Source organism: Geodermatophilus dictyosporus (genome assembly GCF_900115505.1).
GTDB lineage: Bacteria > Actinomycetota > Actinomycetes > Mycobacteriales > Geodermatophilaceae > Geodermatophilus > Geodermatophilus dictyosporus.
Window position 1 is genome coordinate 40143 of the sequence record NZ_FOWQ01000010.1, and the last position, 20591, is coordinate 60733.

Consider the following 20591-nt stretch of genomic DNA (forward strand, 5'->3'; position numbering starts at 1 on the left):
AGCAATGCGAAACGCCCTCGTCCTTCGCGATCGTGCAGTCGTGCGACCTCTGCGCTGAGCAACTACTTCGTGTCGGCCGGAGGACGCCCAGACTCAAGGGCCTGCCTAACCTGCGACACGGCGCTGCTGACCTCCGTACTCAGGGAGTCGAGAGCTTCGACCGCGCGCTCGAGCCGCGACACCTTCGCCGCCCAGTCCTTGGCCACCCGACTGCCTGGCGCCACCTGCTCATGCACGTTCCACTCACCGCGGGCGATGTCCAGAGCGTTCATGAGGGTCGTGCGCACCAAGCCCTCCGAACTGTCGAACGACAGTTGCAGTTGCGCGTGGACGATGGCGAGCATGCCGGTGAGCATCACCGTGAGGGAGTCGGGCGCCGCGGCCGCCAGTTCACTCGCGGACTGTCCGGCCAGCCTTTGGGCCTGAGCTCCCTCGCCATCCTGGAGGGTGTCCGCAACGCCCAAGGACGCCAAGGACGCTCCGGTCCCGGTGAGGATCCCGAAAGTGATGAGCCCACCGACCATCCCGCCAGGTCCGAAGCCGGCCAGAGTGGAGGTCACGATCGCCGCCCCGGCCAGGCCCGCCGGGGCTGCCGCAGCGAGGCCGACACCGGTGGCCGCGAGCAGGACGACACCCGTTGCTATAAGCACGGTGCCCCAGGGGAAGCCGCCGCCTGCCATCCGGGACTCAGCCCACTTCAGTGAGTCGGCGACTTGCTGGGCAAATGCCTTGTCAGCGAGGTTCCCGCGTCGATTGCGGATGAGGTTCATTGTGCTCTCGAGCGCCTCACGACGTACGTCCATAGCGAACTGGATGTCGAACGGAGGAACGACGGGAAGCAGCATCAGGCCGATGGCGTAGGACAGCAGGTCCTCATCCCGCCACTTGCCATTCAGCAGGCTCGCAGCGTCGCGGGTCAGACACTCGTGGTCGGGGTAGCGCCCGTCGGCGAGCGGGTTGTCATCAAGGCGGCTGTCCGAGACGTCCGCACCCATCTTCTGGAGTTCAGCTAGCTGCTCGTCCCTGGCGCGGCGCCGGGCGGCGATGTCGAGGACGACGCGCTCCGCGACCTCTCGTCGAGCCGTGTCCAGCCTGGCCTTATCCGCCCAGCGGTTCACATGGAGCCCGTTGGAGATCTGGAGGCTGAAGGCAGTGCTCAATAGAAGCGGGTCCCATGAGTCATGGATGCGACGGCTCGGCCTCGCGTCTGTGAGGCCCGAGGAGGCGGCACGATGTGCGCCACCGAAAGCGACGTACCCGACGGCGGCGGCCACCGATGGATGTGACATGTATCCCGCTGCTGCATGGGTGAAAGACAGGTCAGCATGCAAGTCGATCACCTGAGGAACGGCGGCCGACAGGCCTCGACCGCCGCACACGCCATCCAGGGGGGCGGCCACGTTGAGCCATCTTTCGACTCGGCTGTAGGGGAAGAGGTCCTTCGTCAGGCGAGCATTGGAGCGGTAGCGGGCAAAGCCGAGCGGGCTGCCGATCGTGACCAGCAGGTCGATCTTGAGCCCTTGAGGAAGCCGGTGCAGCAAGTCGGCCATGACGACACTGCCGAGACTGTGCGCGACAACGATGACGCGTCCCTCGTCCGGCAGCTGATTCAGCACCTGACTCCACACCGAGTACCTGGCAGAGCGATCCGCCATGTAAGCGGCTACCTCGGGAAACCGGAGAAACTCCCCAACCTCCGCAACTGGGTCCACAACAGAGTCCGGGAGGAGGCGGAGTCCGCGGGCGCACTGATCGCCGAAGGGACGAATGAACCGCTCGAGTTCCTTCTGACGAGCGGTGTGTTCGAGGGTCTGACGGACCAACGCCTCGCCCTTTAAGGGCTGGTAGGTGCCAGGCGGCTCGGTGGGATCGGCGGCCTTCGCGACCGCATACGATGGAGTGCGAATCGTGTCCCCAAAAGCCGTGCGGATCTCCGGGTACCCGAGCTCACTCAATCGAACGTTCAGCGGGTCGAGCCAGCGCTCCTGGCTCTCGATGCCGCCGACACCATGAAGAAGAACAAGCGTGACCAACGCGCTGCCTCGTCTGACTCGTGCACAAGAGTGCGGACCGTCGTGGAACGCCCTGGGATGGACCTCGGCCTACTGGCATGTGCAACGGCTCAGACGACGAGCCCCTCAAGCCCAGCGCTGGTGACGCTAAACGGTCTCAGCCGTCAACCATGTGAAGCACGCCGCGGCCGCGTTCCTTGGCGCCGTACATCGCGCGGTCCGCAAGCGAGAGCACCTCGTCCAGCGTCGTCCCGGGCGCGGCCATCGCGAGCCCGATGGAGGCCGACACCCGCACCGTCCGCCGTCCCACCTCGACCTCGTCCACCAGCACCGCGGCCAGCCCGTGCCCGATGGCCTCCGCCGTAGGAGCGTCCACCCCGGGCAGGACCGCCACGAACTCGTCCCCGCCCAGCCGGCCGACCACCGCCCCCGGCAGCTCCTTCTCCACGTACCGGCGCATCCGCTCCGCGAGCCGGACGAGCAGCTGGTCCCCCACCGCGTGCCCGCCGCGGTCGTTGACCTCCTTGAACCGGTCGACGTCCACGAACAGCACCGCTCCCCCGGCGGCCAGCGCCGCGCGGCCGGTGTCGAGCAGGTGGCTGCGGTTGGCCAGCCCGGTCAGCGGGTCCTGCCGGGCCGACCGCAGCAGCGCCTGCTTCCAGCCGTCGGCCTTGGTGGCCACTGCCGTCAGCCGGTCCACCGTCTCCTGCAGCCGCTGCTCCTGGTCGGCGTCCGCCTCATCGGCCAGGCCGGCCGTCGCCGAGGCCAGCAGGTCGAGCGTGTCCTCCAGCGGCCGCCCGGCCGCCACCGCCTCCAGCGTGCGCCCCTGCGCCGCCAGCAGCCCGGCGTCCCACCGGTGCCAGGCCACCTGCCGCCGCAGCGACAGCACGCTGCGCACCAGCCGGACCTGGATCTCCAGCACCGCCTGCTCCGCCGGCGTGAACTCCCGCGGCTCGTCGTCGAACACGCCCAGCGAGCCGAGCACGAAGCCGTCCTCGTCGATCAGCGGCACCCCGAGGTAGGAGCGGATCGCCCCGGCCACCACCGCCGGGTTGTCGCGGAACACCGGGTGCTCCGCCGCGTCGGCCACCTCCAGCGGCGCCCGCAGCGCCACCACGTACGCGCAGAACGACAGCTCGTCGGGCACGTGCGAGTACGGCGCCCCCGCGCCCTTCTCGGCCGGGTAGCACTGCTCGTCCGGGCCGACCAGGTTGATCATCGCGATCGGCGCGTCCACCGTCCCGGCCATGTAGGCGACGACGGCGTCGAGGTCCTCGATCCCGGCGTGCCCCGGCACCCGGTAGCTGGCGATCGCGGCCAGCCGCGCCTCCTCGGCCACCGCCGGCCGCGGATTGGGCAGCTCGGTCACGGGCAGGCGGGGCGTCGGGATCAGGGCGCTCACGCGCGGCCACGCTAGCTGCCGAGCGTCACCAGCGGAACACGTTCCGGCACGGCACCGCGCCGGACCACTCAGGCGGACGACCTCGGTGCGCCCATCCCCGGGTCGATCCGCACCGGTCCCGACGCCGACGGCTCGACGTCGAAGTCGAAGATCCCGGTCGGGATGTAGACGGTGGCGCAGGAGTTGGGGATGTCGACGACACCCGACAGCCGGCCCTCGATCGGCGCCGACCCCAGCAGCAGGTACGCCTGCTCCGGGCTGTAGCCGAACTTGGTCAGGTAGTCGATCGCGTGCAGGCAGGCCCGCTGGTAGGAGAGGTCGGAGTCCAGGTAGCGCTGCTCGTCGTCCAGCGTCACCGAGGTGCCCGAAAAGGCCAGCCACCGGTCGTAGCGCGGCTCGACGTTGCCGGGCAGGAAGATCGCGTTCTCCGCCACCCCGTACGTCTCCATCCCGCCCTTGAGCAGGTCGACGTGCAGGTCGATGAAGCCGCCCATCTCGATCGCGCCGCAGAAGGTGATCTCGCCGTCGCCCTGGGAGAAGTGCAGGTCGCCCACCGACAGGTTCGCCCCCGGCACGAACACCGGGTAGAACACCCGGCTGCCGCGGGTGAAGTTCTTGATGTCCTGGTTGCCGCCGTTCTCCCGCGGCGGCGCGGTCCGCGCGGCCGCGGCGGCGACCCGGTCGAAGTCCGCGCCGGACAGCGACCCCAGGATCGCGTCGTCCGGCAGCGGCGGCAGGGCCAGCGGCGGGTTGCGGTCGGGGTCGGTGGCGATCAGCGCGCCCTCCCGCCGGTTCCAGCGCGCCAACAGGTCCGCCGACGGCGCGGTGCCCATCAGCCCGGGGTGGGTGATCCCGGTGTAGGACACCCCGGGCACGTGCCGCGACGTCGCCGTCTGCCCGCGGAAGTCCCAGATCGCCTTGTACGCATCGGGGAACTGGTCGGTGAGGAACCCGCCGCCATTGGTCCTGGAGAAGATGCCGGTGTAGCCCCAGCCCTGGCCGGCCAGCGGGCCGGAGTCCTCCTGCGGGATGGGGCCCAGGTCGAGGATGTCGACCAGCAGCAGGTCGCTGGGCTCGGCTCCCTCCACCGCGATCGGCCCGGACAGTGCGTGCACCCGGGACAGCGGCGCGTCGCGGACGTCGTCGGCCGAGTCGTCGTTGTGGATGGCGCCGTCGAACCACTCGCGGCAGTGCACCCGGAAGACGTCGCCCGGGCGCACCGTCACCGCCGGCGGGATGTCGGGGTGCCAGCGGTTGTGGCCGACCAGCTCCTGGTCGGTGAACGACCTGCTGGAGTCGAGGGGGAAGACGACCTCGGGCACGGCGGACCTCCAGGATCAGGGACGGGGCAGGCGGGCGAGCGCCGGGTTCGTGGCCCGGGGCGGCGGACGACGGGACGGCGGGGCGGAGACCACCGCGGGCTCGTCGGCGGTCCGCACGGTGCGGTCGATCAGCGCCCGATTGCGGGCCGACCCCAACGACAGGCGCGGCGCGGTGAAGACCCGGGGCGCGGGCGCCGCGCAGTCGGGACAGGGCTCGGACTCGGCCGCGGTGCCGATCGGCCGGGCGACCTCCAGCAGGCCGTGCTCGGCGCACCGGTACTGGTAGACGGCCACGCGGTCCCCTTCCGCTCCGACCCGGAGCCTCGGGGGACACGTGGCGCCGGGCCAAGCCCCGTGGCCCACGACCCGTCCCCCGACCTGCGCGTGCTCACCCGGTGGCACGGGCGGCTCACCCCACGGCGTCGGGGCCGTCCGCCTCTGTCGCCGCGGACGCCGCCGGCCCCACGCTCCGGACGCCACCGGATCTCAGGAGGGCGACGTGACCGCTGCCACCCGGGCCCGACCAGCCATCGCGGGCTTCCACCACTTCTCGATCACGGCCACGGACCTCGACGCAAGCGTCGCCTGGTACCAGCGAGTGCTCGGACTCGAGCCGCTCCCGATGACGTTCCCCCACTACGGCGCGGAGGAGTCCGGGCACGCCGTCGTCCTCCTCGAACCTGCCCAGAGGTGGGCGATCGGGATCCACCGCCACGTCGCCAACCCCGGCACGCCAGCCAGCGAGACGGTGACCGGCCTGGACCACTTCGCGCTGGCGGTGTCCTCACGCGAAGACCTCGACGCGTGGGCCTCCTGGCTCGACGCGCAGGGCGTGGCGCACTCCGGCGTCACCGACACCACCGACCCCATGCCCTACTCGGTCCTCGTGTTCCGCGACCCGGACAACATCCAGCTGGAGCTGGTGCACCTGCCGGGCTGAGCCACGGGGGTGTCGCGCGCCGCCGCGACCGCACTGGTCGTCCTGCTCGCGGCCGCCTGCACCGCCGGACCCAACCCGCCGGGCGCCCGGGCGACCATCGAGACCGTCGACCTCGACAATGCACTCGGCACGGACGTCACCGTCCTCGACCTCGTCCCCACCCCCGGCGGCCCGCCCGTGGCCCTGGTCAGCGGCGCCGGCCGCAGCTGGCTCGTCGCCCCGGCGACCGGCGTGGTCCGCGAGATCCCCGCCGCAGAGCCGGGCAGCCGGCTGGTCATCACCCACGACGACACGCCGCTCGTCGTCGGCACCGCGCTGACGCGGGTCGGCGGCGAGGTCCTCCCGCTGCCGCTGGGCGGACCCCCGACCGCCGCCCTCATCGGCGACACCCTCTACGTGGCCAGGGACACCCGGCTGGCCGCCGTCGACGCCGGCACCGGGGAGGTCCGGGCCACCGCCACCGCGCCCGCTCCGGTCACCCACCTCGCCGAGGCACCGGACGGCGGCCTCGCCGTGCTCGTCGACCACCCCAACGGGGTCGTCCTGCTGTGGCTCACCCCCGACCTCCGCCCGGACGGCGATCCGGTCGCCGTCGTCCCCGAGCAGGTCAGCACGCCCACCGACCTGGAGGTCACCGCCGACGGCACGGTCGTCGTCACCGCCTACGTCGGCCGGGCGCTGGACGCCGGGCGGCTGGTCACGGTCGTCGACGGCGCGGTGCCCACCGCGGTCGACTTGGCAGGCACCGACGACACTGCCCTCGACGTCGCCGTCGACGGCCGGTCCGCCTACGTCGTGCTGTCCGCCGCCTACCACCCGGCCGAGCTGACGGCGGTCGACCTGGTCACCGGCGAGGTCACCGGGGTCGCCGGGCTGTGCGGCGGTGCCGGCGCCTTCGGGGCCGTCGCCGCGGACGGTGACACCCTCACCGTCGTCGGCTCCTGCACCGGCGCCGACCCGCACACCACCGCCTTCCTCGTCGGCTGACCGGGCCGTCCGCCCCTGGCCCGCCGCCCTCGCCGGCGGGACGCTCCGGACCCACCGGAGAGGGAGGTCGGCACCGTGTACGTCACCCAGGGTCTGCACCGACACGTCCAGCAGCGCCCGCACGACATCGCCACCGTCTGCGCCGGCCGCACCCGCACCCACGCCGAGTCGGTCGACCGGATCGCCCGCCTGGCGGCCGCGCTGCAGGAGCTCGGCATCCGGGACGGCGAGCGCGCGGCGATCCTGTCGCTGAACTCCGACCGCTACTCCGAGTTCCTCGGGGCGACGCTGTGGGCCGGCGGCGTCCTCGTCCCGGTCAACATCCGCTGGAGCGTCCCCGAGATCGCCGACTCCCTCGCCGAGGTCGACGCCCGCGTCCTCGTCGTCGACGACGTCTTCGCGGCGTGCGTCGACGGCATCCGGGCGGCGCACGCCGGGCTGCGGCACGTCGTCCACGCGGGCGACGGCCCGACCCCCGACGGCACGCTCGCCTTCGAGGAGCTGATCGGGACGCACGACCCCGTCGAGGACGCCCGCCGCGGCGGCGCCGACCTGGCCGGCGTCTTCTACACCGGCGGTACCACCGGCCGGTCCAAGGGCGTCATGCTCAGCCACGACAACCTGCTGACGTCGTCCATGGGCGGGCTGTCCTCCGTCCACTTCCCGCCCGGCCTGGTCGGCCTGCACTCCGCGCCGATGTTCCACCTCGCCGCGTTCTCCAACTGGGTCGGCGCCACCGTCGTCGGCGGCACGCAGGTGATGATCCCGGTGTTCGACCCGGTCGCCGTGCTGACCGCCGTCCAGGAGCACGGCGTCACCGACGTGCTGCTGGTGCCCACGATGGTCCAGCTGGTGGTCGACCACCCGCGGGTCGACGAGTTCGACCTGACCAGTGTGCGCCTGGTCCTCTACGGCGCCTCCCCGATGTCCGACGCCCTGCTCGGCCGGGCGATGAAGGCCTTCCCCAACGCCCGCTTCATGCAGGCCTACGGCATGACCGAGCTCGCCCCGGCGGCCACCGTGCTCACCCCCGAGGACCACGAGGACCCGCGGCACCGGCGCTCCGTCGGGCGCGCCGCCCCGCACACCGAGGTGCGCGTCGTCGGCCCGGACGACGCCGAGCTGCCCCGTCGCGAGGTCGGCGAGGTCGTCGTCCGCGGCGGCAACGTGATGCTCGGCTACTGGGACCGGCCGCAGGAGACCGCCGAGGCGCTGCGCGGCGGGTGGATGCACACCGGCGACGCCGGGTGGATGGACGACGACGGCTACCTCTACCTCACCGACCGCCTCAAGGACATGATCATCTCCGGCGGGGAGAACGTGTACTCGGTCGAGGTGGAGAACGTCCTCGCTCAGCACCCGGCGGTGGCCACCTGCGCGGTCATCGGCGTCCCCGACGAGACGTGGGGCGAGCGGGTGCACGCCGTCGTCGTCCCGGCGGCCGGCGCCACCGTCACCCTCGAGGAGCTGCGGGACTTCTGCGCCGACCGGCTCGCCGGCTACAAGACGCCGCGGTCGATGGACGTCGTCGACGCGCTGCCGCTCTCCCCCGTGGGCAAGGTGCTCAAGCGGACGCTGCGCGAGCCCTACTGGGCCGGGCAGGACCGTGGCGTCCACTGACGGGGACGGCCGGCCGACCAGCAGCCGGCTCGCCCGCACCGCCCGGCTCGCCGCGCTGCCCGCGGCCTACGCCGGGCGCACCGCCCTCGGCCTCGGCAAGCGGATCGGCGGCCGCCCCGCCGAGGTGGTCGCCGCGCAGGTGCAGCAGCGGACCGCCGAGCAGCTGTTCGCCACCCTCGGCCAGCTCAAGGGCGGCGCGATGAAGGTCGGCCAGGCGATGTCGGCGATGGAGGCCGCGCTGCCCGAGCAGCTGGTCGGCCCCTACCGCGAGGCGCTCGTCCGGCTGCAGGACGCCGCCCCCGCCATGCCGGCGCCGATGGTGCACGAGCAGCTCACCCGGTCCCTCGGCGAGAGCTGGCGGGAGTGGTTCCGCGCCTTCGACGACCGGCCGGTGGCGGCGGCCAGCGTCGGGCAGGTGCACCGCGCCACCTGGTCCGACGGCAGCCCTGTGGCGGTGAAGGTCCAGTACCCGGGTGCCGGCGACGCACTGGTCGCCGACCTGAACGTGCTGCAGCGGGCGGCGCCGCTCATGCAGGCGGCCATGCCCGGCCTCGACGCCCGGCAGCTGATCGCCGAGCTGCGCGACCGGCTCGTCGAGGAGGTCGACTACGTCGCGGAGGCCGACGCGCAGACCGCCTTCGCCGACGCCTACCGCGACGACCCCGACGTCTACGTCCCCGAGGTGCTCGCCGGCGAGGACCGCGTGCTGGTGAGCCGGTGGGTCGACGGGACGCCGCTGTCGCGGGTCATCGCCGACGGCGCCCCGGGCGACCGGGACCGCGCCGGCCTGCTGCTCGTGCGCCTGTTCTGCTCCGCTCCCGAGCGCGCGCGGCGGCTGCACGGCGACCCGCACCCCGGCAACTTCCGGCTGCTCCCCGACGGCCGGCTCGCCGTCCTCGACTTCGGCGCCACCGAGGCCCTGCCCGACGGCTGGCCGGCCCGGCTCGGGCCCCTCCTGGCCGCCGGCCGGGACGGCGACGCCGCGGCTCTGCACCGCATCGCCGCCTCCGCGCAGCTGCTGCGCCCCGAGGAGGTCACCCCACGAGCCCTCATGGACCTGCTCGCCCCCTACCTGCAGCCGCTGCGCAGCCCCACGTACCGGTTCACCCGCGCCTGGGTGCAGGAGCAGACCCGGGTCACGTCCGACCCGTTCAGCGCCGCCTCCCGCACCCAGCGCCGGCTGGCCATCCCGCCACGCCACCTGCTGCTGCAGCGCGTGGCCGTGGGCCTGGTCGGCGTCCTCTGCTCGCTGGGCGCCACGGTGCCCGTCGACGGCGAGGTCCGCCGTTGGCTGCCCGGCTACGCGGACGCGACCCCCGCCGCGAGGAGCTGAGCCGTGCGGACTCCGTTCACTGCACTGGTCGGCTGCCGGGTCCCGATCCAGCAGGCCCCGATGGGGACCGTCTCCTCCCCCGACCTCGCGGTCGCGGTCGCCGAGGCCGGCGGCGTCGGCACCCTCACTGCCCTCGGCCTGCCGCCCGCGGTGCTGCTGCGACGGCTCGACGAGGTGCGCGGGCGCACCTCCGGCGCGCTGTCGGCCAACGTCGTCACCCCGGACGTCGACGACGACCTGCTCACCGCCGTCGCCGAGCGGGTGCGACTGGTCGACTTCTTCTGGTTCGACCCCGCGCCCCGGTTGGTGGAGCTCGCGCACCGGTCGGGGGCGCTGGTCGGCTGGCAGGTCGGGTCGGCGGCGGAGGCGCGCGCCGCGGTGGACGCCGGCTGTGACGTCGTCACGGTTCAGGGCGTCGAGGCCGGCGGCCACGTCCGCGGCGCCACTCCCCTGCTCCCCCTGCTGCGGGAGGTGCTCGGCGCGGTCGACGTCCCCGTCCTCGCCGCCGGGGGCATCAGCGACGGGCGGTCGTTCGCCGGGGTGCTGGCGGCCGGCGCGGCCGGTGCCCGGATCGGCACCCGCTTCCTCGCCACGACCGAGTCCGGCGCCCACCCCGCGTACAAGCAGGCCGTCGTCGACGCCACGGGCGACTGCACCGTCATCACCGGCGCGTTCGCCGTCGACTGCCCCCTGTGCGCCAGCAGCCCGCGGGCCCGGGTGCTGCGCGCCGCGGTGGAGCGGCTCGCCGAGCTCGACGACGACGTCGCTGCCACGATCGGCCGCAACCGGGTCCCCGTGCCGCGCGCGTCCGGCATGCCGCCCGTGGCCGGCGCCGAGGGCCGGCTCGACGCGATGGCCATGTACGCGGGCGCCGCCGTCGGCTCGGTGACCGACATCCGGCCCGCCGCCGAGGTGGTCGCCGAGCTGGTCGCCGCGGCCGAGCAGCGCTGGCCCGTGCCCGGTCCCACCGGCTAGGAGTCCGCGAGCCAGGACAGCAGCCGTCCCCGCGACCAGCAGCGGCCCACGGCCTCGGCGTGCAGCACCGACCCGCCGAGCACCGCCACGCCGATCGTGCTGTGGCCGGAGGCCCGGCGGTCGCCCAGCGTCGGGACCGCCGGTGCCACGCCGACCCCCTCAACCGACACCCACGCCACCGCCCGACCGGCCGCCGCCTCGTCCAGCCGGTGCAGGAAGCGCAGCCGGCTCTCCAGCGGGTACCGCGACAGCGCCCACGTCGTGGTGACGACGGGCAGCGCGCCGTCGGGCACCCGGCCGACGGCGTCGGGCAGCACCTCGACGGCGTCCCCGCGCACCAGCTGCGGAGGGTCGGCCCTCATCAGCGCGAGCTCCGCCTCGAGCCGCGCGGCCCGCTCCGCCTGGTCCGGCGCCACGCAGGCGCGCAGCCACCGGGCGTCGTCCGCGTCGGTCACGTCGACCGGGTCGGGGTCGACGGCGACCCGCGCGACGACCTCGGGCACCGCCGTCGCCGGCACGGGCCGGTTCCCCACCACCGACGCCGACAGCTGCACCGGCGACGACGGGTCGCCCAGCACCTGCCCGGTGCTGTACGTGATGCCGAGGCGGTCCAGGTGGTGGTCGAGCCCGACGGAACCGACGTCGACCAGCCCGACCGCGTCCGCGCCCGCCCGCCGCGCCGCCTCGACGACGGCCGGGTACAGCACGGCGCAGCGGGCGGTCTCGACGGTCCGCACCGGACGTCGCGCGGCGACCGCGTCGGGCGTCCGCAGCAGCGTGTCGACCGCCGCAACGGCGGCGGCCTCGCCGTCCCCGGCCGCGTAGGCCGCGGCGAGCGCCGGAGCACGTCCGGCCAGGACCAGGTCGTGCAGCGCGGCGAGGACTCCCGCGGGCTGCCGTGCCCGCGCCGTCTCCAGCGCCCGCAGGGCCTCGGCCGACCCGCTCAGCGCGACGGTGACCCGCGCGGACAGCGGCGACGTCCCCTCGGCCTCGGCGAAGCGCCGGTACACCTCGGCGAGGTCGCGGGCGGGCATGCGCTCAGCGGGCCTGCCGGCGCATCGACCACATCTGCGCGGGGCGCTCGAACTGGCTGGCGACCTCCCAGCTCACCGCGCCGTTGACGACCTCCCGCCGGAAGTTGCCCACGGCCACCCGCGCCAGCTCCGGGTCGGCGGCCACGCGGCCGGCCAGCTCCAGCGCGCGCGACTCGACGTCGGCGTCGTCCACCGACTCCCACGCCAGCCCCAGCTCGACGGCCTTGGTGCCGTTGATCTCCTCGCCGAAGAGGGCCATCGCCGCCGCGGCCTCGCGGCCGATCAGCCGCGACAGGATGACGAAGTGCCCGCCGCCGGGGTGCATGCCGCGCTTGAGGAAGCCGGCCAGCAGCCGCGCGTCGTTCGCGACGATCCGCAGGTCGGCGGCCAGCAGCATGTTCATCCCGGCGCCGACGGCCGATCCGCGCACGGCGGCGATGGTGGGGACGCGCACCTGGCCCAGCCGGTAGAAGGAGTCGTAGATCCGGCTCATGCCGTCGTAGGCGTCCGGCGCCGCGGGGTCCTTGCCCGCGCTGGTGAGCGTCGCGACGTCCCCGCCCGCGCAGAACGACCTGCCCACCGCCCGCACGACGAGCGCGCCGACCTCCGGCTGGGCGTCCACCTCTTCCAGGACGCCGATCAGCTCGGACGCCATCTGCGGCGTCAGCGCGTTGCGGCGGTCGGGCGCGTTGAGCGTCACCACCGCCACGCCGCCGTCGACCTCGAGCAGGACCTCGGCGTCAGCCACGAGCGCACCTCCACGTCAGGGGCCCGGCACCGCTGCCGGCCCGCCAGGGCATCAGACCACGGCGCCCGGTTGCCGCCCCCGCCGGGACGGACCCACACTCGGCCCCCGACTCCCGGAGCCCCGCATGCCGTCCGCCCGCCGCGCCACCTGTGTCCTCGTCGCGGTGGTGGCGACCGGGTGCACCACGGTCGAGGGCGAGCCCAGCCCGGCGCCGCGGACGTTCACCGAGTTCCTCGGCACGGTCGCCCTCGACACCGTCTCCCCCGCCGGCGTCGACGTCCTCGACCTCGCGCCCGCTCCCGACGGCGGCACGCTGGCGCTGCTCGCCGACACCGCCGACCCGCGCGTCGGCTACCTGACGACCGTCGGCGCGGACGGCCTCGGCGACGTCCGCCGGCTCGACGACGTCGGCACGCAGCTGTCCACCACCGCCGACGGCACCGTCCTCGTCACGGGCCCCGGCCGGCTCACCCGGATCACCCCCGGCCAGGAGCCCGCCGTCGTCGAGCTCGACGTCGGCGGCGATCCCGCGGCCCTCTCCCCCGACGGCCGCCGCCTCTACGTCGCCACCGACCGCCGGCTCGCGGCGGTCGACGCCGGCACCGGGGACGTCGTCGCCAGCACCGACCTCGGCGAGGGGCTCACCGTGGCCGCGCTCGCCGTCGGCGCGGACGGCGGGCCGATCGCACTGCTCAGCGACGCCCGCGCCCCCGACCTGGCCGACGTCGCCGTCCTCGGGACCTGGGACGCCGACCTGCAGGGGACCGGCCTCGTCGAACTCGCCCCCGACGAGCCGGCCAGCATCCCGTCGGCGCTGGAGGTCGCCGACGACGGCACCGCCGTCGCCACCCTCACCGCCGGCGGTGACGAGCCCTTCCGCGTGGTCACCGTGGCCGACGGCGAGGTGACCGCCTCGCACGCCATCCCCGGCACCGACCGCACCCCCGCCGACCTCGCCGTCTCCCCCGACGGGCGGGTCGCCTACCTGACGGTGGTCGGCTTCGAGGTCGAGTCCGGCGTGGTCAGCCTCGACCTGGCCGGCGGCGGCCAGCTGGCCGCAGTACAACTGTGCGAGGGCCAGGGCGCCTTCGGCCGGGTGGAGCTCGCCGGGGACGCGCTCACCGTCGTCGGCTCCTGCATCACCAGCGCCCCGCCGTCGACCACCGCGTTCATCGTCCGCTGACCCTCGCCAGATGGGTGTGACGTGCGCCACGATGAGGCCCTTCCGACCCTGAGGAGGACCCATGGACCGGCTGCGTTTCGGCACCTTCCTGGCCCCGTTCCACCCCGCCGGGGAGAACCCGACGCTCGCGCTGCAGCGCGACCTCGAGCTCGTCGAGCACCTCGACCGGCTCGGCTACGACGAGGCGTGGATCGGTGAGCACCACTCGGCCGGCACCGAGATCATCGCCTCGCCGGAGATCTTCATCGCCGCCGCCGCCGAGCGGACGAAGCACATCAAGCTGGGCACCGGCGTCACCTCGATCGCCTACCACAACCCGCTCTGGGTGGCCGAGCGCATGGTCCTGCTCGACCACCTCACCCGCGGGCGGGTGATGCTCGGCTGCGGTCCGGGCTCGCTGCCCACCGACTCGATGATGCTGGGCCTGACCCCCACCGACACCCGCGAGCTCCTCGCGGTCGACCTCGACATCATCATGCGGCTGCTGCGCGGTGAGACGGTCACCGAGCAGACCAAGACGCACACTCTGGTCAACGCCCGGCTGCACCTGCGGCCCTACACCCAGCCCTGCTTCGACATCGCCGTCGCCGCCGTCGCCTCCCCCACCGGGCCGCGGATGGCCGGCACGCACGGCATCGGGCTGCTCTCGATCGGCGCGACCCTCAGCAAGGACGGCTTCGACGCCCTGGCCCACCACTGGAACGTCGTCGAGGAGCGGGCGGCGCACTTCGGCCAGACCGTCTCCCGGCGCGACTGGCGGCTGGTCGGGCTCATGCACATCGCCGAGACCCGCGAACAGGCCTACGCCGACGTGCAGTTCGGCATCGAGACGTGGTTCCGCTACTTCCAGAAGACGGCGGCCTTCCCGCAGATGGCGGTGGAGGGCGGCGACGCCAAGGAGATGATCGACTTCATCAACGAGGCGGGCATCGGCGCCATCGGCACCGTCGAGGACGCCCGCGCGCAGGTGCAGCGGCTGTGGGACCAGTCCGGCGGCTTCGGCGCGATGCTGCTGCTCGGCCACGAGTGGGCCAACCCGCAGGCCACCAAGCGCTCGTGGGAGCTCATCGCGCAGCACGTCATGCCGCACTTCCAGGGCGGCGAGATCACCCACGCCCAGGCGACGCTGAGCGCCAAGGAGTACGCCGGCGGCAAGCGCGAGGACTACGCCGCCGCGCAGTTGCAGGCCGTCGCCACGATGACCGAGCGGTACGAGAAGGAGAAGGCCGGTCAGAGCTGACGACGCCGGTGGGGTGACGGCCCGCCCGTCACCCCACCGGCCCCGGCGAGGGTCGCACGTCCGCGAGGCTCAGCCGGGTGGCACCCACCCCGGATCGCGTCCGGTGGCGCCGAGCAGCCGGTCGAGCGCCGGGGCGTCGTCAGGCACGGGGACGCGCGGGCCGTAGAGATCGGGCGGCCGGTCCTCGTCGCCGAAGGAGTCGGCGAAGGCGCGGCACGCCTCGGCGGCGGCGTCGTCCACGGTGTAGGGCTGCCCCGTGGCGACGGCGAGGTCCCACCCGTGGACCACCACCTCGTCGAGCGCGACCACGACGGCCACCTCGGCGGGCATCTCGACACCGCCGGCGGCGGTCGTCCCCTCGTGCGCCGCCGGGTCCCGCCACGCGGCAGCCAGCGCGTCGAGCTGCGTCGGGACGTACGTGCGCCAGTCGGTGGGCAGGTGCGCGGGGTCGGTGGAGGCGGTGCCGTCGACGGGCGTCTTCTCCGCGGCCATGCGGAAGGCGTACGCGAGTCCGGCCAGGTGGCCGAGGACCCCGGCCACGGTCGTGCCCTCGCACGGGGTGGGCGCGGTCAGCTGGTCGTTGCGGACCCCGGCCACCACGCGCGCCACCGCGGTCGCCGCCGGTCCCAGGTCGAGCATCGGCATGTCGGTCATGACCCGCCGCGCCACCAGGACTCATCGGCCACCGGCGCCCGACGTCCGGGGCGAGAATGGCTCCCGTGACCGGGGGACGGAGGGACGACGCTGCCCTGGTCCTCCCCTCCGCAGGCCCCGACCCGATCCCGCTGGGCACCGCGCTGGCCGCCGTCCTCGGCTACGCCCGCGGACGCCGCCCGCTCTTCTTCCGCTCCCCCAGCGCGCCGCACGGCCGCTGGTTCCAGGTGCTCGCCTACGGCTTCGACCGCTTCGACGGCCAGCCGCCCGAGACCGGCGAGCGCCCCACCGACCGCGACGTGCTGCTCGCCGAGGGCCTGCACGGCCGGCTCGACCGGGCCGGGTGGCGGGCGGTGCGCACCGATCTGGACGAGGTCTGGCCGCTGGTGCACGACCTCCGGGCGCGGGCCGACGGGCGGGCGTTCTGGGAACTCCCGGACGACGAGTTCTCCGTGCTGGCCGAGCCGGGCACCGTGGGCGCCGTCCTGCGCTCGCTCACCGACCGGCCGCACGCGCGCCACGTCGCCGCCGCGCTGCACCACCGGCACCCCTCGCTGGTGCCGCTGGTCGACGGCGTCACGCGCCGGCAGCTGTGGGGCCACGTGCGCGAGGGCGACAGCGGTCCGGAAGCGGTCGTCTCCCGGGAGGTGCACGCCAACGCCGCGGCCCTCGCCAGACTGGAGACGGCGACGGCGACGCTGCTCGGCCGGCCGGTGACCCGCCTGCGCCTGCACGACGTGCTGGTGTGGCTGGCCGGGTCGCTGCGGATGACGCACGCGGTCGCGGTCGGCCGCGCGCTGGCCGCCGAGTCGGGGCTGGAGGCCGCGCTCGCGCGGTGACGCCCTTCGGGTGGCTCTCCACAGGGTCGGCCCACGGGGTGTCGTGATCTGGCTATCGTGCCGAGCCGTGCGTGATCATCGGGAGCGGACCCGACTGACAGCGGCACTCGTGCTGGGGACGACGCTGCTCGCCGGCTGCTCCGAGGACGCCGCGGCGCCCAGCGAGAGCCTGCCGTCGGCCACCTCGAGCGCGCCGACCACCGAGGCGCTGCCCGTCGTCGGTCCGGCCGACTTCCCCGTGCCGCCGGAGGCCCGCACCCAGGACACCGCCGGCGCTGAGGCCTTCCTCCGCTACTGGATCGACCTCCTCGACCGCCAGCGCGCCATCCCCGCCGGCCAGCCGCTGCGCGACCTCGGCCCGGACTGCGGCGAGTGCCTGCGCATCGCCACGAACTACGACCAGGCGGCTGCTGCCGGCAACAAGTACGTGGGGGGTGAATTGACCCTCAACGACGTCACGACGCCCAGGTTGGACGGTGACGCAGCGGCCTTCGGGTTCGGCATCCGGCAAGAAGCGGTACAACTCGTCGACAGCGCCGGAACGCCATTGGACGAAGGTCAGCCTGCGGCACCCAATGTCTTCGGCGGCATTGACCTCCTCTGGTCAGCGGCTCAGCACTCGTGGGTTGTCACGAGTTTTGGCATCGGATGAAGCCAACCTCAACTCGCTGTCTGCTTCTCCTGTTGATCCTCATGACACATGCCCTACTGAGCGTCGGCATCGCTGCGGCCGACTGCACGTACGACAGGTGCCCCGAAACCCAACTCGGCGGCGGGGCTGTGACGACCGAGTACTCCGGTGCCGAGATCGGTGGACTCGTCGGCGACGACGGCAGCGGAGGCGACGGTCTCGGCCCGCTCTACGTCTACCGCCTGCGCCAGCCGTGCGGTCTCGTCGAGGAGCGCGGCGACGTCTGCAACGCGCTGGACTTCCAGGCCTGTCCCGCCGATCCGGGCCGGGTGGTCGAGTACCTGACCGTGCAGCAGCGGCCGGTGGTCCGCACGGACGGCACCGCCGCAGTAGAGATGCCTGCTGGCGCCCAGCCGGGCGACCTGCTCGAGGACTGGATCGACCTCCGCACCGAGTGCCTCGACATCACCGCGCTCAACCCGCCGCCGTCACCGGAGGAGGTCTTCAGCTACTTCCAGCGCCTGCCGCTCCCCCAGCTGACCACCCGGCACGCCCCCCCGGGAGCCGGCCTGTCCGGGCTGCCGGTCGTCTTCTGGACCGACTCGCCCACCACCCAGACCTTCACCGTCGACATCCGCGGCTTCACCGTCGTCATCGCCGCGGAGGCGCAGCAGTACACCTGGCGCACTGGCGACCCGGCCATGCCGACGCTCACCAGCACCGAGCCCGGCGCCCCCTACCCCGACCAGGCGGCCGAGCACCTCTACCGCTCGGGCACCTACACGGCCGGCCTCACCGTGACCTGGGGCGCGACCTTCACCGTCGACGGCAGCGCACCGGCCGACGTCCCCGGCACCACCACGACCAACGGCCCGCCGGTCACCTTCGACGTCGTCGAGGCCACCGCCGTCCTGACCAACCCCTACGACTGACGTCGCACGGCGCTTGCAGGCTGCTAGCATCGTGCGACATGCGGACCCTGTACCTGCGCAACGTCCCCGACGAGGTCGTCGAGCGCCTCGAGCGCCTCGCGGCCCGCGAGGCGACGTCCGTCGGTGCGCTCGCCGTCCGCGAGCTGGCGGACGCCTCCCGCCGGGCGGACAACGCGGCGCTCCTGGGTGACCTGCCCGACCTGGGCGTGTCCCGGGACGAGGTCGTCGCAGACCTGGACGCCGAGCGCGCCGGACGGTGATCGTCGCCGACGCCTCGGCCGTCGTCTCCGGCCTGCTCAACGCCGGACCGGCCCGCGAGCTCCTCGGCTCCGAACGGGTGCACGTGCCGCACCTGGCCGACGTCGAGGTCGCCAGTGCGCTGCGCCGTGCCGTCGCTGCCGACCGCATCACCGCGGCCGAGGGGTGGTCGACGCTCGACACCTGGCGCCGCCTGGGAGTCACCCGCCACGCCGCGCCCGGCCTGCTCGACCGCGTCTGGCAGCTCCGCGCGAACGTCACGGCCTACGACGCCACCTACGTCGCGCTCGCGGAGGCCCTGGGGTGCGCACTGGTGACGGCGGACGGCCGGCTGACCCGCGCACCCGGCCTCGCGTGTCCCGTGACGGTGGTCCCCCGCTAGGTCCCGGCGTCCGTTCCACCGCTCGACCCGCCGGGTAGGGCGAGGCGATGACCGAGCACGACGTCGTCGTCGTCGGCAGCGGCATCAACGCCCTCGTCGCCGCGGCCACCCTCGCGCGGGCCGGCCGGGACGTCGGCGTCTACGAGCGCGCTCCCCGGCTCGGCGGGGCCATCCGCACCGAGACCGACACCCCGGCCCCCGGGTACACGACCGACCTGCTCTCCTGCTGGCACCCGCTCTTCGTCGGCGGTCCCGCCTACCCGGCGCTGCAGGACGAGCTCGACCGGCGCGGCGTCGTCTACCGCAACACCGACCTCCCGTCCGCCGCGGTGCTGACCGACGGGTCGACGGCGGTGCTGTCCACCGACGCCGACGTCACCGCCGCGGACTTCGAGCGGCTGGCCCCCGGCGACGGCGAGGCGTGGCAGAGCTTCCTCACCGAGTTCGGCAGCCGTGCCGGCCTGGCGTTCGGCGCGCTCGGCACCGAGCTGGTCTCCCTCGACGGGCTCAGGCTGGCGCTCACGGCGCTGTGGCAGCTGGGTCCGCGCGGCCTGCTGCAGTTCGGCGCCGAGGGCCTGGAGTCGGCGCGCAGCTGGCTGTCGGGCCGGTTCACCTCGCCCACGGTGCACGGGCTGCTCTCCCCGTGGGTGGGCCACGAGGGCCTCGGCCCCGACGACGCGTTCAGCGGCTTCATCAACAAGGTCATCGCGCTGGCCCTCGCCCAGGGCGGCTGCCCGGTGCCCGTGGGTGGCGGCGTGCGGCTCGTCGAGGCGCTGGCCGGCATCGTCACCGACGCCGGCGGCACCGCGCGCACCGACGCGGACGTCGTGCGCATCGAGACGGCGGGTGGGCGGGCCACCGGCGTGGCCCTGGCCGACGGCGAGCGGATCGGTGCGCGCGAGGCGGTGCTGGCGAGCGTCACCCCGCAGGCGCTGTACCTGCGGCTGCTGCCCGGGTCCGCCGTCCCCGCCGACGTCCGCGACGCCGCCCGCGGCTACCGGTACGGCCGCGGCGACATGCAGGTTCACCTCGCGCTGTCGGAGCCGCCGCGCTGGGCCGACGACCAGGACCGGCTCTCCCGGGCGGCCATCGTGCACGTCTCCGGCGGGATGGACGACGTCAGCCGCGCGGTCAACGAGGCGCAGCGGCACCTGCTGCCCGCCCACCCGACCATCGTCGCCGGGCAGCCCGCCGCGCTGGACCCTACGCGGGTACCTGCGGGCGCCGGAGCCCTGTGGCTGCAGCTGCAGGAGACGCCGGGCCGCCCGGTCGGGGACGCCGCCGGGGAGATCGACGTCGGCGACGGCACCTGGACCGAGGACCTCCGCGAGCGCTACGCCGACCGCGTCGTCGACCGGCTCGGCCGGCACGTGACGAACCTCGACTCCGCGCTCGTCGGCCGCCGCGTCCTGTCCCCGGGTGATCTCGAGGCCTGGAACTCCAACCTGGTCGGCGGCGACCCCTACTCGGGCGCCTGCACGCTCGACCAGTTCCTCGTCTGGCGGCCGACGGCGCGCACCCGCGGGCACCGCACCCCCGTGCGGGGCCTGTGGCACATCGGCGCCTCCACCCACCCGGGGCCGGGGCTCGGCGGGGCCAGCGGCCTGCTCGCCGTGCAGCAGGTGCTCGCCCGCGGCCGCCGTCCCGCGCTGCTGCGGCGATGAGCGGCGACCTGTTCGGCCTGCAGCGCTTCGTCGACGCCCAGGCCGGCAGCTACGAGCAGGCGCTGGCGGAGCTGCGCGCCGGGCGCAAGACCAGCCACTGGATGTGGTTCGTCTTCCCGCAGGTCGCCGGGCTCGGCCGCAGCCCGACGGCGCAGCACTACGCGATCGCCGGCCTCGATGAGGCACGCGCCTACCTCGCGCACCCGGTGCTCGGCCCGCGGCTGATCGAGTGCGCACGGGTGCTGACCGAGCTGCCCCGTGCCGACCCGGTGGCGGTGTTCGGCCCGATCGACGCGGTCAAGCTGCGCTCGTCGATGACCCTGTTCGCGCGCGCGGACCCGGACGAGGCGGCCTTCCGCGCCGTCCTCGAGCGGTACTTCGGCGGCGCGGAGGACGAGGCGACGACGGCCCGCCTGTAGTCCCGAGCCCAGTCGT

The 20591-nt window shown here is 74.2% G+C and carries 21 protein-coding genes; 14 read left to right on the forward strand and 7 right to left on the reverse strand.

What is annotated here, in order from left to right:
- Nucleotides 1-62: 62 nt before the first annotated feature.
- The 4 genes from BMZ33_RS20050 to BMZ33_RS20065 all read right to left on the reverse strand — a co-directional run bounded on the left by BMZ33_RS20050 (nucleotide 63) and on the right by BMZ33_RS20065 (nucleotide 5030).
- Nucleotides 63-2033, reverse strand: a complete 1971-nt coding sequence (locus BMZ33_RS20050; RefSeq protein WP_091115486.1) for a hypothetical protein — start codon at nucleotides 2031-2033, stop codon at nucleotides 63-65.
- Between the two features lie 136 nt (nucleotides 2034-2169).
- Nucleotides 2170-3414 carry a sensor domain-containing diguanylate cyclase gene (locus BMZ33_RS20055; RefSeq protein ID WP_091115490.1) on the reverse strand — a complete coding sequence of 415 codons (1245 nt, stop codon included), beginning with the start codon at nucleotides 3412-3414 and terminating at the stop codon, nucleotides 2170-2172.
- A gap of 68 nt (nucleotides 3415-3482) precedes the next feature.
- The gene (gene fmdA / locus BMZ33_RS20060) at nucleotides 3483-4736 is read right to left on the reverse strand and encodes a formamidase (RefSeq protein WP_091115493.1); all 1254 of its coding nucleotides are present in this window, start codon (nucleotides 4734-4736) and stop codon (nucleotides 3483-3485) included.
- Nucleotides 4737-4751: 15 nt separating this feature from the next.
- Nucleotides 4752-5030 carry an FmdB family zinc ribbon protein gene (locus tag BMZ33_RS20065; protein WP_091115497.1) on the reverse strand — a complete coding sequence of 93 codons (279 nt, stop codon included), beginning with the start codon at nucleotides 5028-5030 and terminating at the stop codon, nucleotides 4752-4754.
- Between the two features lie 205 nt (nucleotides 5031-5235).
- On the opposite strand from BMZ33_RS20065, the gene BMZ33_RS20070 reads away from it, so the two are divergent.
- The 5 genes from BMZ33_RS20070 to BMZ33_RS20090 all read left to right on the forward strand — a co-directional run bounded on the left by BMZ33_RS20070 (nucleotide 5236) and on the right by BMZ33_RS20090 (nucleotide 10591).
- A complete protein-coding gene (locus BMZ33_RS20070; RefSeq protein ID WP_091115501.1) occupies nucleotides 5236-5676 on the forward strand; it encodes a VOC family protein in 441 nt (146 codons plus the stop codon).
- 9 nt (nucleotides 5677-5685) lie between these two features.
- On the forward strand, nucleotides 5686-6663 hold the full coding sequence (locus BMZ33_RS20075; protein ID WP_091115505.1) for a YncE family protein: 978 nt from the start codon (nucleotides 5686-5688) through the stop codon (nucleotides 6661-6663).
- A 75-nt stretch (nucleotides 6664-6738) separates the two neighbouring features.
- Entirely contained in the window at nucleotides 6739-8283 is a 1545-nt protein-coding gene (locus BMZ33_RS20080) for a long-chain-fatty-acid--CoA ligase (RefSeq protein WP_091115509.1), read from the forward strand.
- A complete protein-coding gene (locus BMZ33_RS20085) occupies nucleotides 8270-9616 on the forward strand; it encodes an ABC1 kinase family protein (RefSeq protein ID WP_091115512.1) in 1347 nt (448 codons plus the stop codon). Before BMZ33_RS20080 ends, BMZ33_RS20085 begins: the two co-directional genes overlap by 14 nt.
- 3 nt (nucleotides 9617-9619) lie before the next feature.
- The gene (locus BMZ33_RS20090; RefSeq protein WP_091115516.1) at nucleotides 9620-10591 is read left to right on the forward strand and encodes an NAD(P)H-dependent flavin oxidoreductase; all 972 of its coding nucleotides are present in this window, start codon (nucleotides 9620-9622) and stop codon (nucleotides 10589-10591) included.
- On the opposite strand, the gene BMZ33_RS20095 is transcribed toward BMZ33_RS20090, so the two are convergent.
- Nucleotides 10588-11625: a DUF2332 domain-containing protein gene (locus tag BMZ33_RS20095; protein WP_091115520.1), complete on the reverse strand. Its 1038-nt coding sequence runs from the start codon at nucleotides 11623-11625 to the stop codon at nucleotides 10588-10590. The two genes, BMZ33_RS20090 and BMZ33_RS20095, sit on opposite strands and share 4 nt — an antisense overlap.
- A 4-nt stretch (nucleotides 11626-11629) precedes the next feature.
- Nucleotides 11630-12373, reverse strand: a complete 744-nt coding sequence (locus BMZ33_RS20100; protein WP_091115523.1) for an enoyl-CoA hydratase-related protein — start codon at nucleotides 12371-12373, stop codon at nucleotides 11630-11632.
- 124 nt (nucleotides 12374-12497) lie between these two features.
- On the opposite strand from BMZ33_RS20100, the gene BMZ33_RS20105 reads away from it, so the two are divergent.
- Nucleotides 12498-13556, forward strand: coding sequence for a WD40 repeat domain-containing protein (locus BMZ33_RS20105; RefSeq protein ID WP_091115526.1), 1059 nt, complete (start codon nucleotides 12498-12500; stop codon nucleotides 13554-13556).
- A 61-nt stretch (nucleotides 13557-13617) separates the two neighbouring features.
- Nucleotides 13618-14796 carry an LLM class flavin-dependent oxidoreductase gene (locus tag BMZ33_RS20110; RefSeq protein WP_091115530.1) on the forward strand — a complete coding sequence of 393 codons (1179 nt, stop codon included), beginning with the start codon at nucleotides 13618-13620 and terminating at the stop codon, nucleotides 14794-14796.
- Nucleotides 14797-14865: 69 nt separating this feature from the next.
- On the opposite strand, the gene BMZ33_RS20115 is transcribed toward BMZ33_RS20110, so the two are convergent.
- A complete protein-coding gene (locus BMZ33_RS20115; RefSeq protein WP_244524309.1) occupies nucleotides 14866-15465 on the reverse strand; it encodes a TIGR03086 family metal-binding protein in 600 nt (199 codons plus the stop codon).
- 50 nt (nucleotides 15466-15515) lie between these two features.
- Here BMZ33_RS20115 and BMZ33_RS20120 point away from each other — a divergent pair, with 50 nt between their 5' ends.
- The 7 genes from BMZ33_RS20120 (at nucleotide 15516) to BMZ33_RS20150 (ending at nucleotide 20575) form a co-directional block, all read left to right on the forward strand.
- Nucleotides 15516-16289: a DUF6308 family protein gene (locus BMZ33_RS20120; protein WP_169064617.1), complete on the forward strand. Its 774-nt coding sequence runs from the start codon at nucleotides 15516-15518 to the stop codon at nucleotides 16287-16289.
- A gap of 109 nt (nucleotides 16290-16398) precedes the next feature.
- Nucleotides 16399-16941 (forward strand): hypothetical protein, encoded by a 543-nt coding sequence (locus tag BMZ33_RS20125; protein ID WP_091115536.1) that lies wholly within the window; start codon nucleotides 16399-16401, stop codon nucleotides 16939-16941.
- Between the two features lie 128 nt (nucleotides 16942-17069).
- Nucleotides 17070-17852, forward strand: a complete 783-nt coding sequence (locus BMZ33_RS20130) for a hypothetical protein (RefSeq protein ID WP_091115540.1) — start codon at nucleotides 17070-17072, stop codon at nucleotides 17850-17852.
- Between the two features lie 38 nt (nucleotides 17853-17890).
- On the forward strand, nucleotides 17891-18112 hold the full coding sequence (locus tag BMZ33_RS20135) for an antitoxin (protein ID WP_091115543.1): 222 nt from the start codon (nucleotides 17891-17893) through the stop codon (nucleotides 18110-18112).
- Nucleotides 18109-18492 carry a type II toxin-antitoxin system VapC family toxin gene (locus BMZ33_RS20140; protein ID WP_091115547.1) on the forward strand — a complete coding sequence of 128 codons (384 nt, stop codon included), beginning with the start codon at nucleotides 18109-18111 and terminating at the stop codon, nucleotides 18490-18492. The genes BMZ33_RS20135 and BMZ33_RS20140 overlap by 4 nt, the downstream gene beginning before the upstream one ends.
- Nucleotides 18493-18539: 47 nt before the next feature.
- Nucleotides 18540-20156: a phytoene desaturase family protein gene (locus tag BMZ33_RS20145; RefSeq protein WP_091115551.1), complete on the forward strand. Its 1617-nt coding sequence runs from the start codon at nucleotides 18540-18542 to the stop codon at nucleotides 20154-20156.
- Complete coding sequence (locus tag BMZ33_RS20150; RefSeq protein ID WP_091115554.1) at nucleotides 20153-20575, forward strand: DUF1810 domain-containing protein; 423 nt, start codon at nucleotides 20153-20155, stop codon at nucleotides 20573-20575. Before BMZ33_RS20145 ends, BMZ33_RS20150 begins: the two co-directional genes overlap by 4 nt.
- The last annotated feature ends 16 nt before the right edge of the window (nucleotides 20576-20591 follow it).

What these genes read in the sequence shown, in the direction of transcription:
- BMZ33_RS20145 (WP_091115551.1), top strand. Translation starts at nt 18,540, where the DNA reads ATGACCGAGCACGACGTCGTCGTCGTCGGCAGCGGCATCAACGCCCTC.
- BMZ33_RS20110 (WP_091115530.1), top strand. Translation starts at nt 13,618, where the DNA reads ATGGACCGGCTGCGTTTCGGCACCTTCCTGGCCCCGTTCCACCCCGCC.
- BMZ33_RS20105 (WP_091115526.1), top strand. Translation starts at nt 12,498, where the DNA reads ATGCCGTCCGCCCGCCGCGCCACCTGTGTCCTCGTCGCGGTGGTGGCG.
- BMZ33_RS20150 (WP_091115554.1), top strand. Translation starts at nt 20,153, where the DNA reads ATGAGCGGCGACCTGTTCGGCCTGCAGCGCTTCGTCGACGCCCAGGCC.
- BMZ33_RS20095 (WP_091115520.1), bottom strand. Translation starts at nt 11,625, where the DNA reads ATGCCCGCCCGCGACCTCGCCGAGGTGTACCGGCGCTTCGCCGAGGCC.
- BMZ33_RS20135 (WP_091115543.1), top strand. Translation starts at nt 17,891, where the DNA reads ATGCGGACCCTGTACCTGCGCAACGTCCCCGACGAGGTCGTCGAGCGC.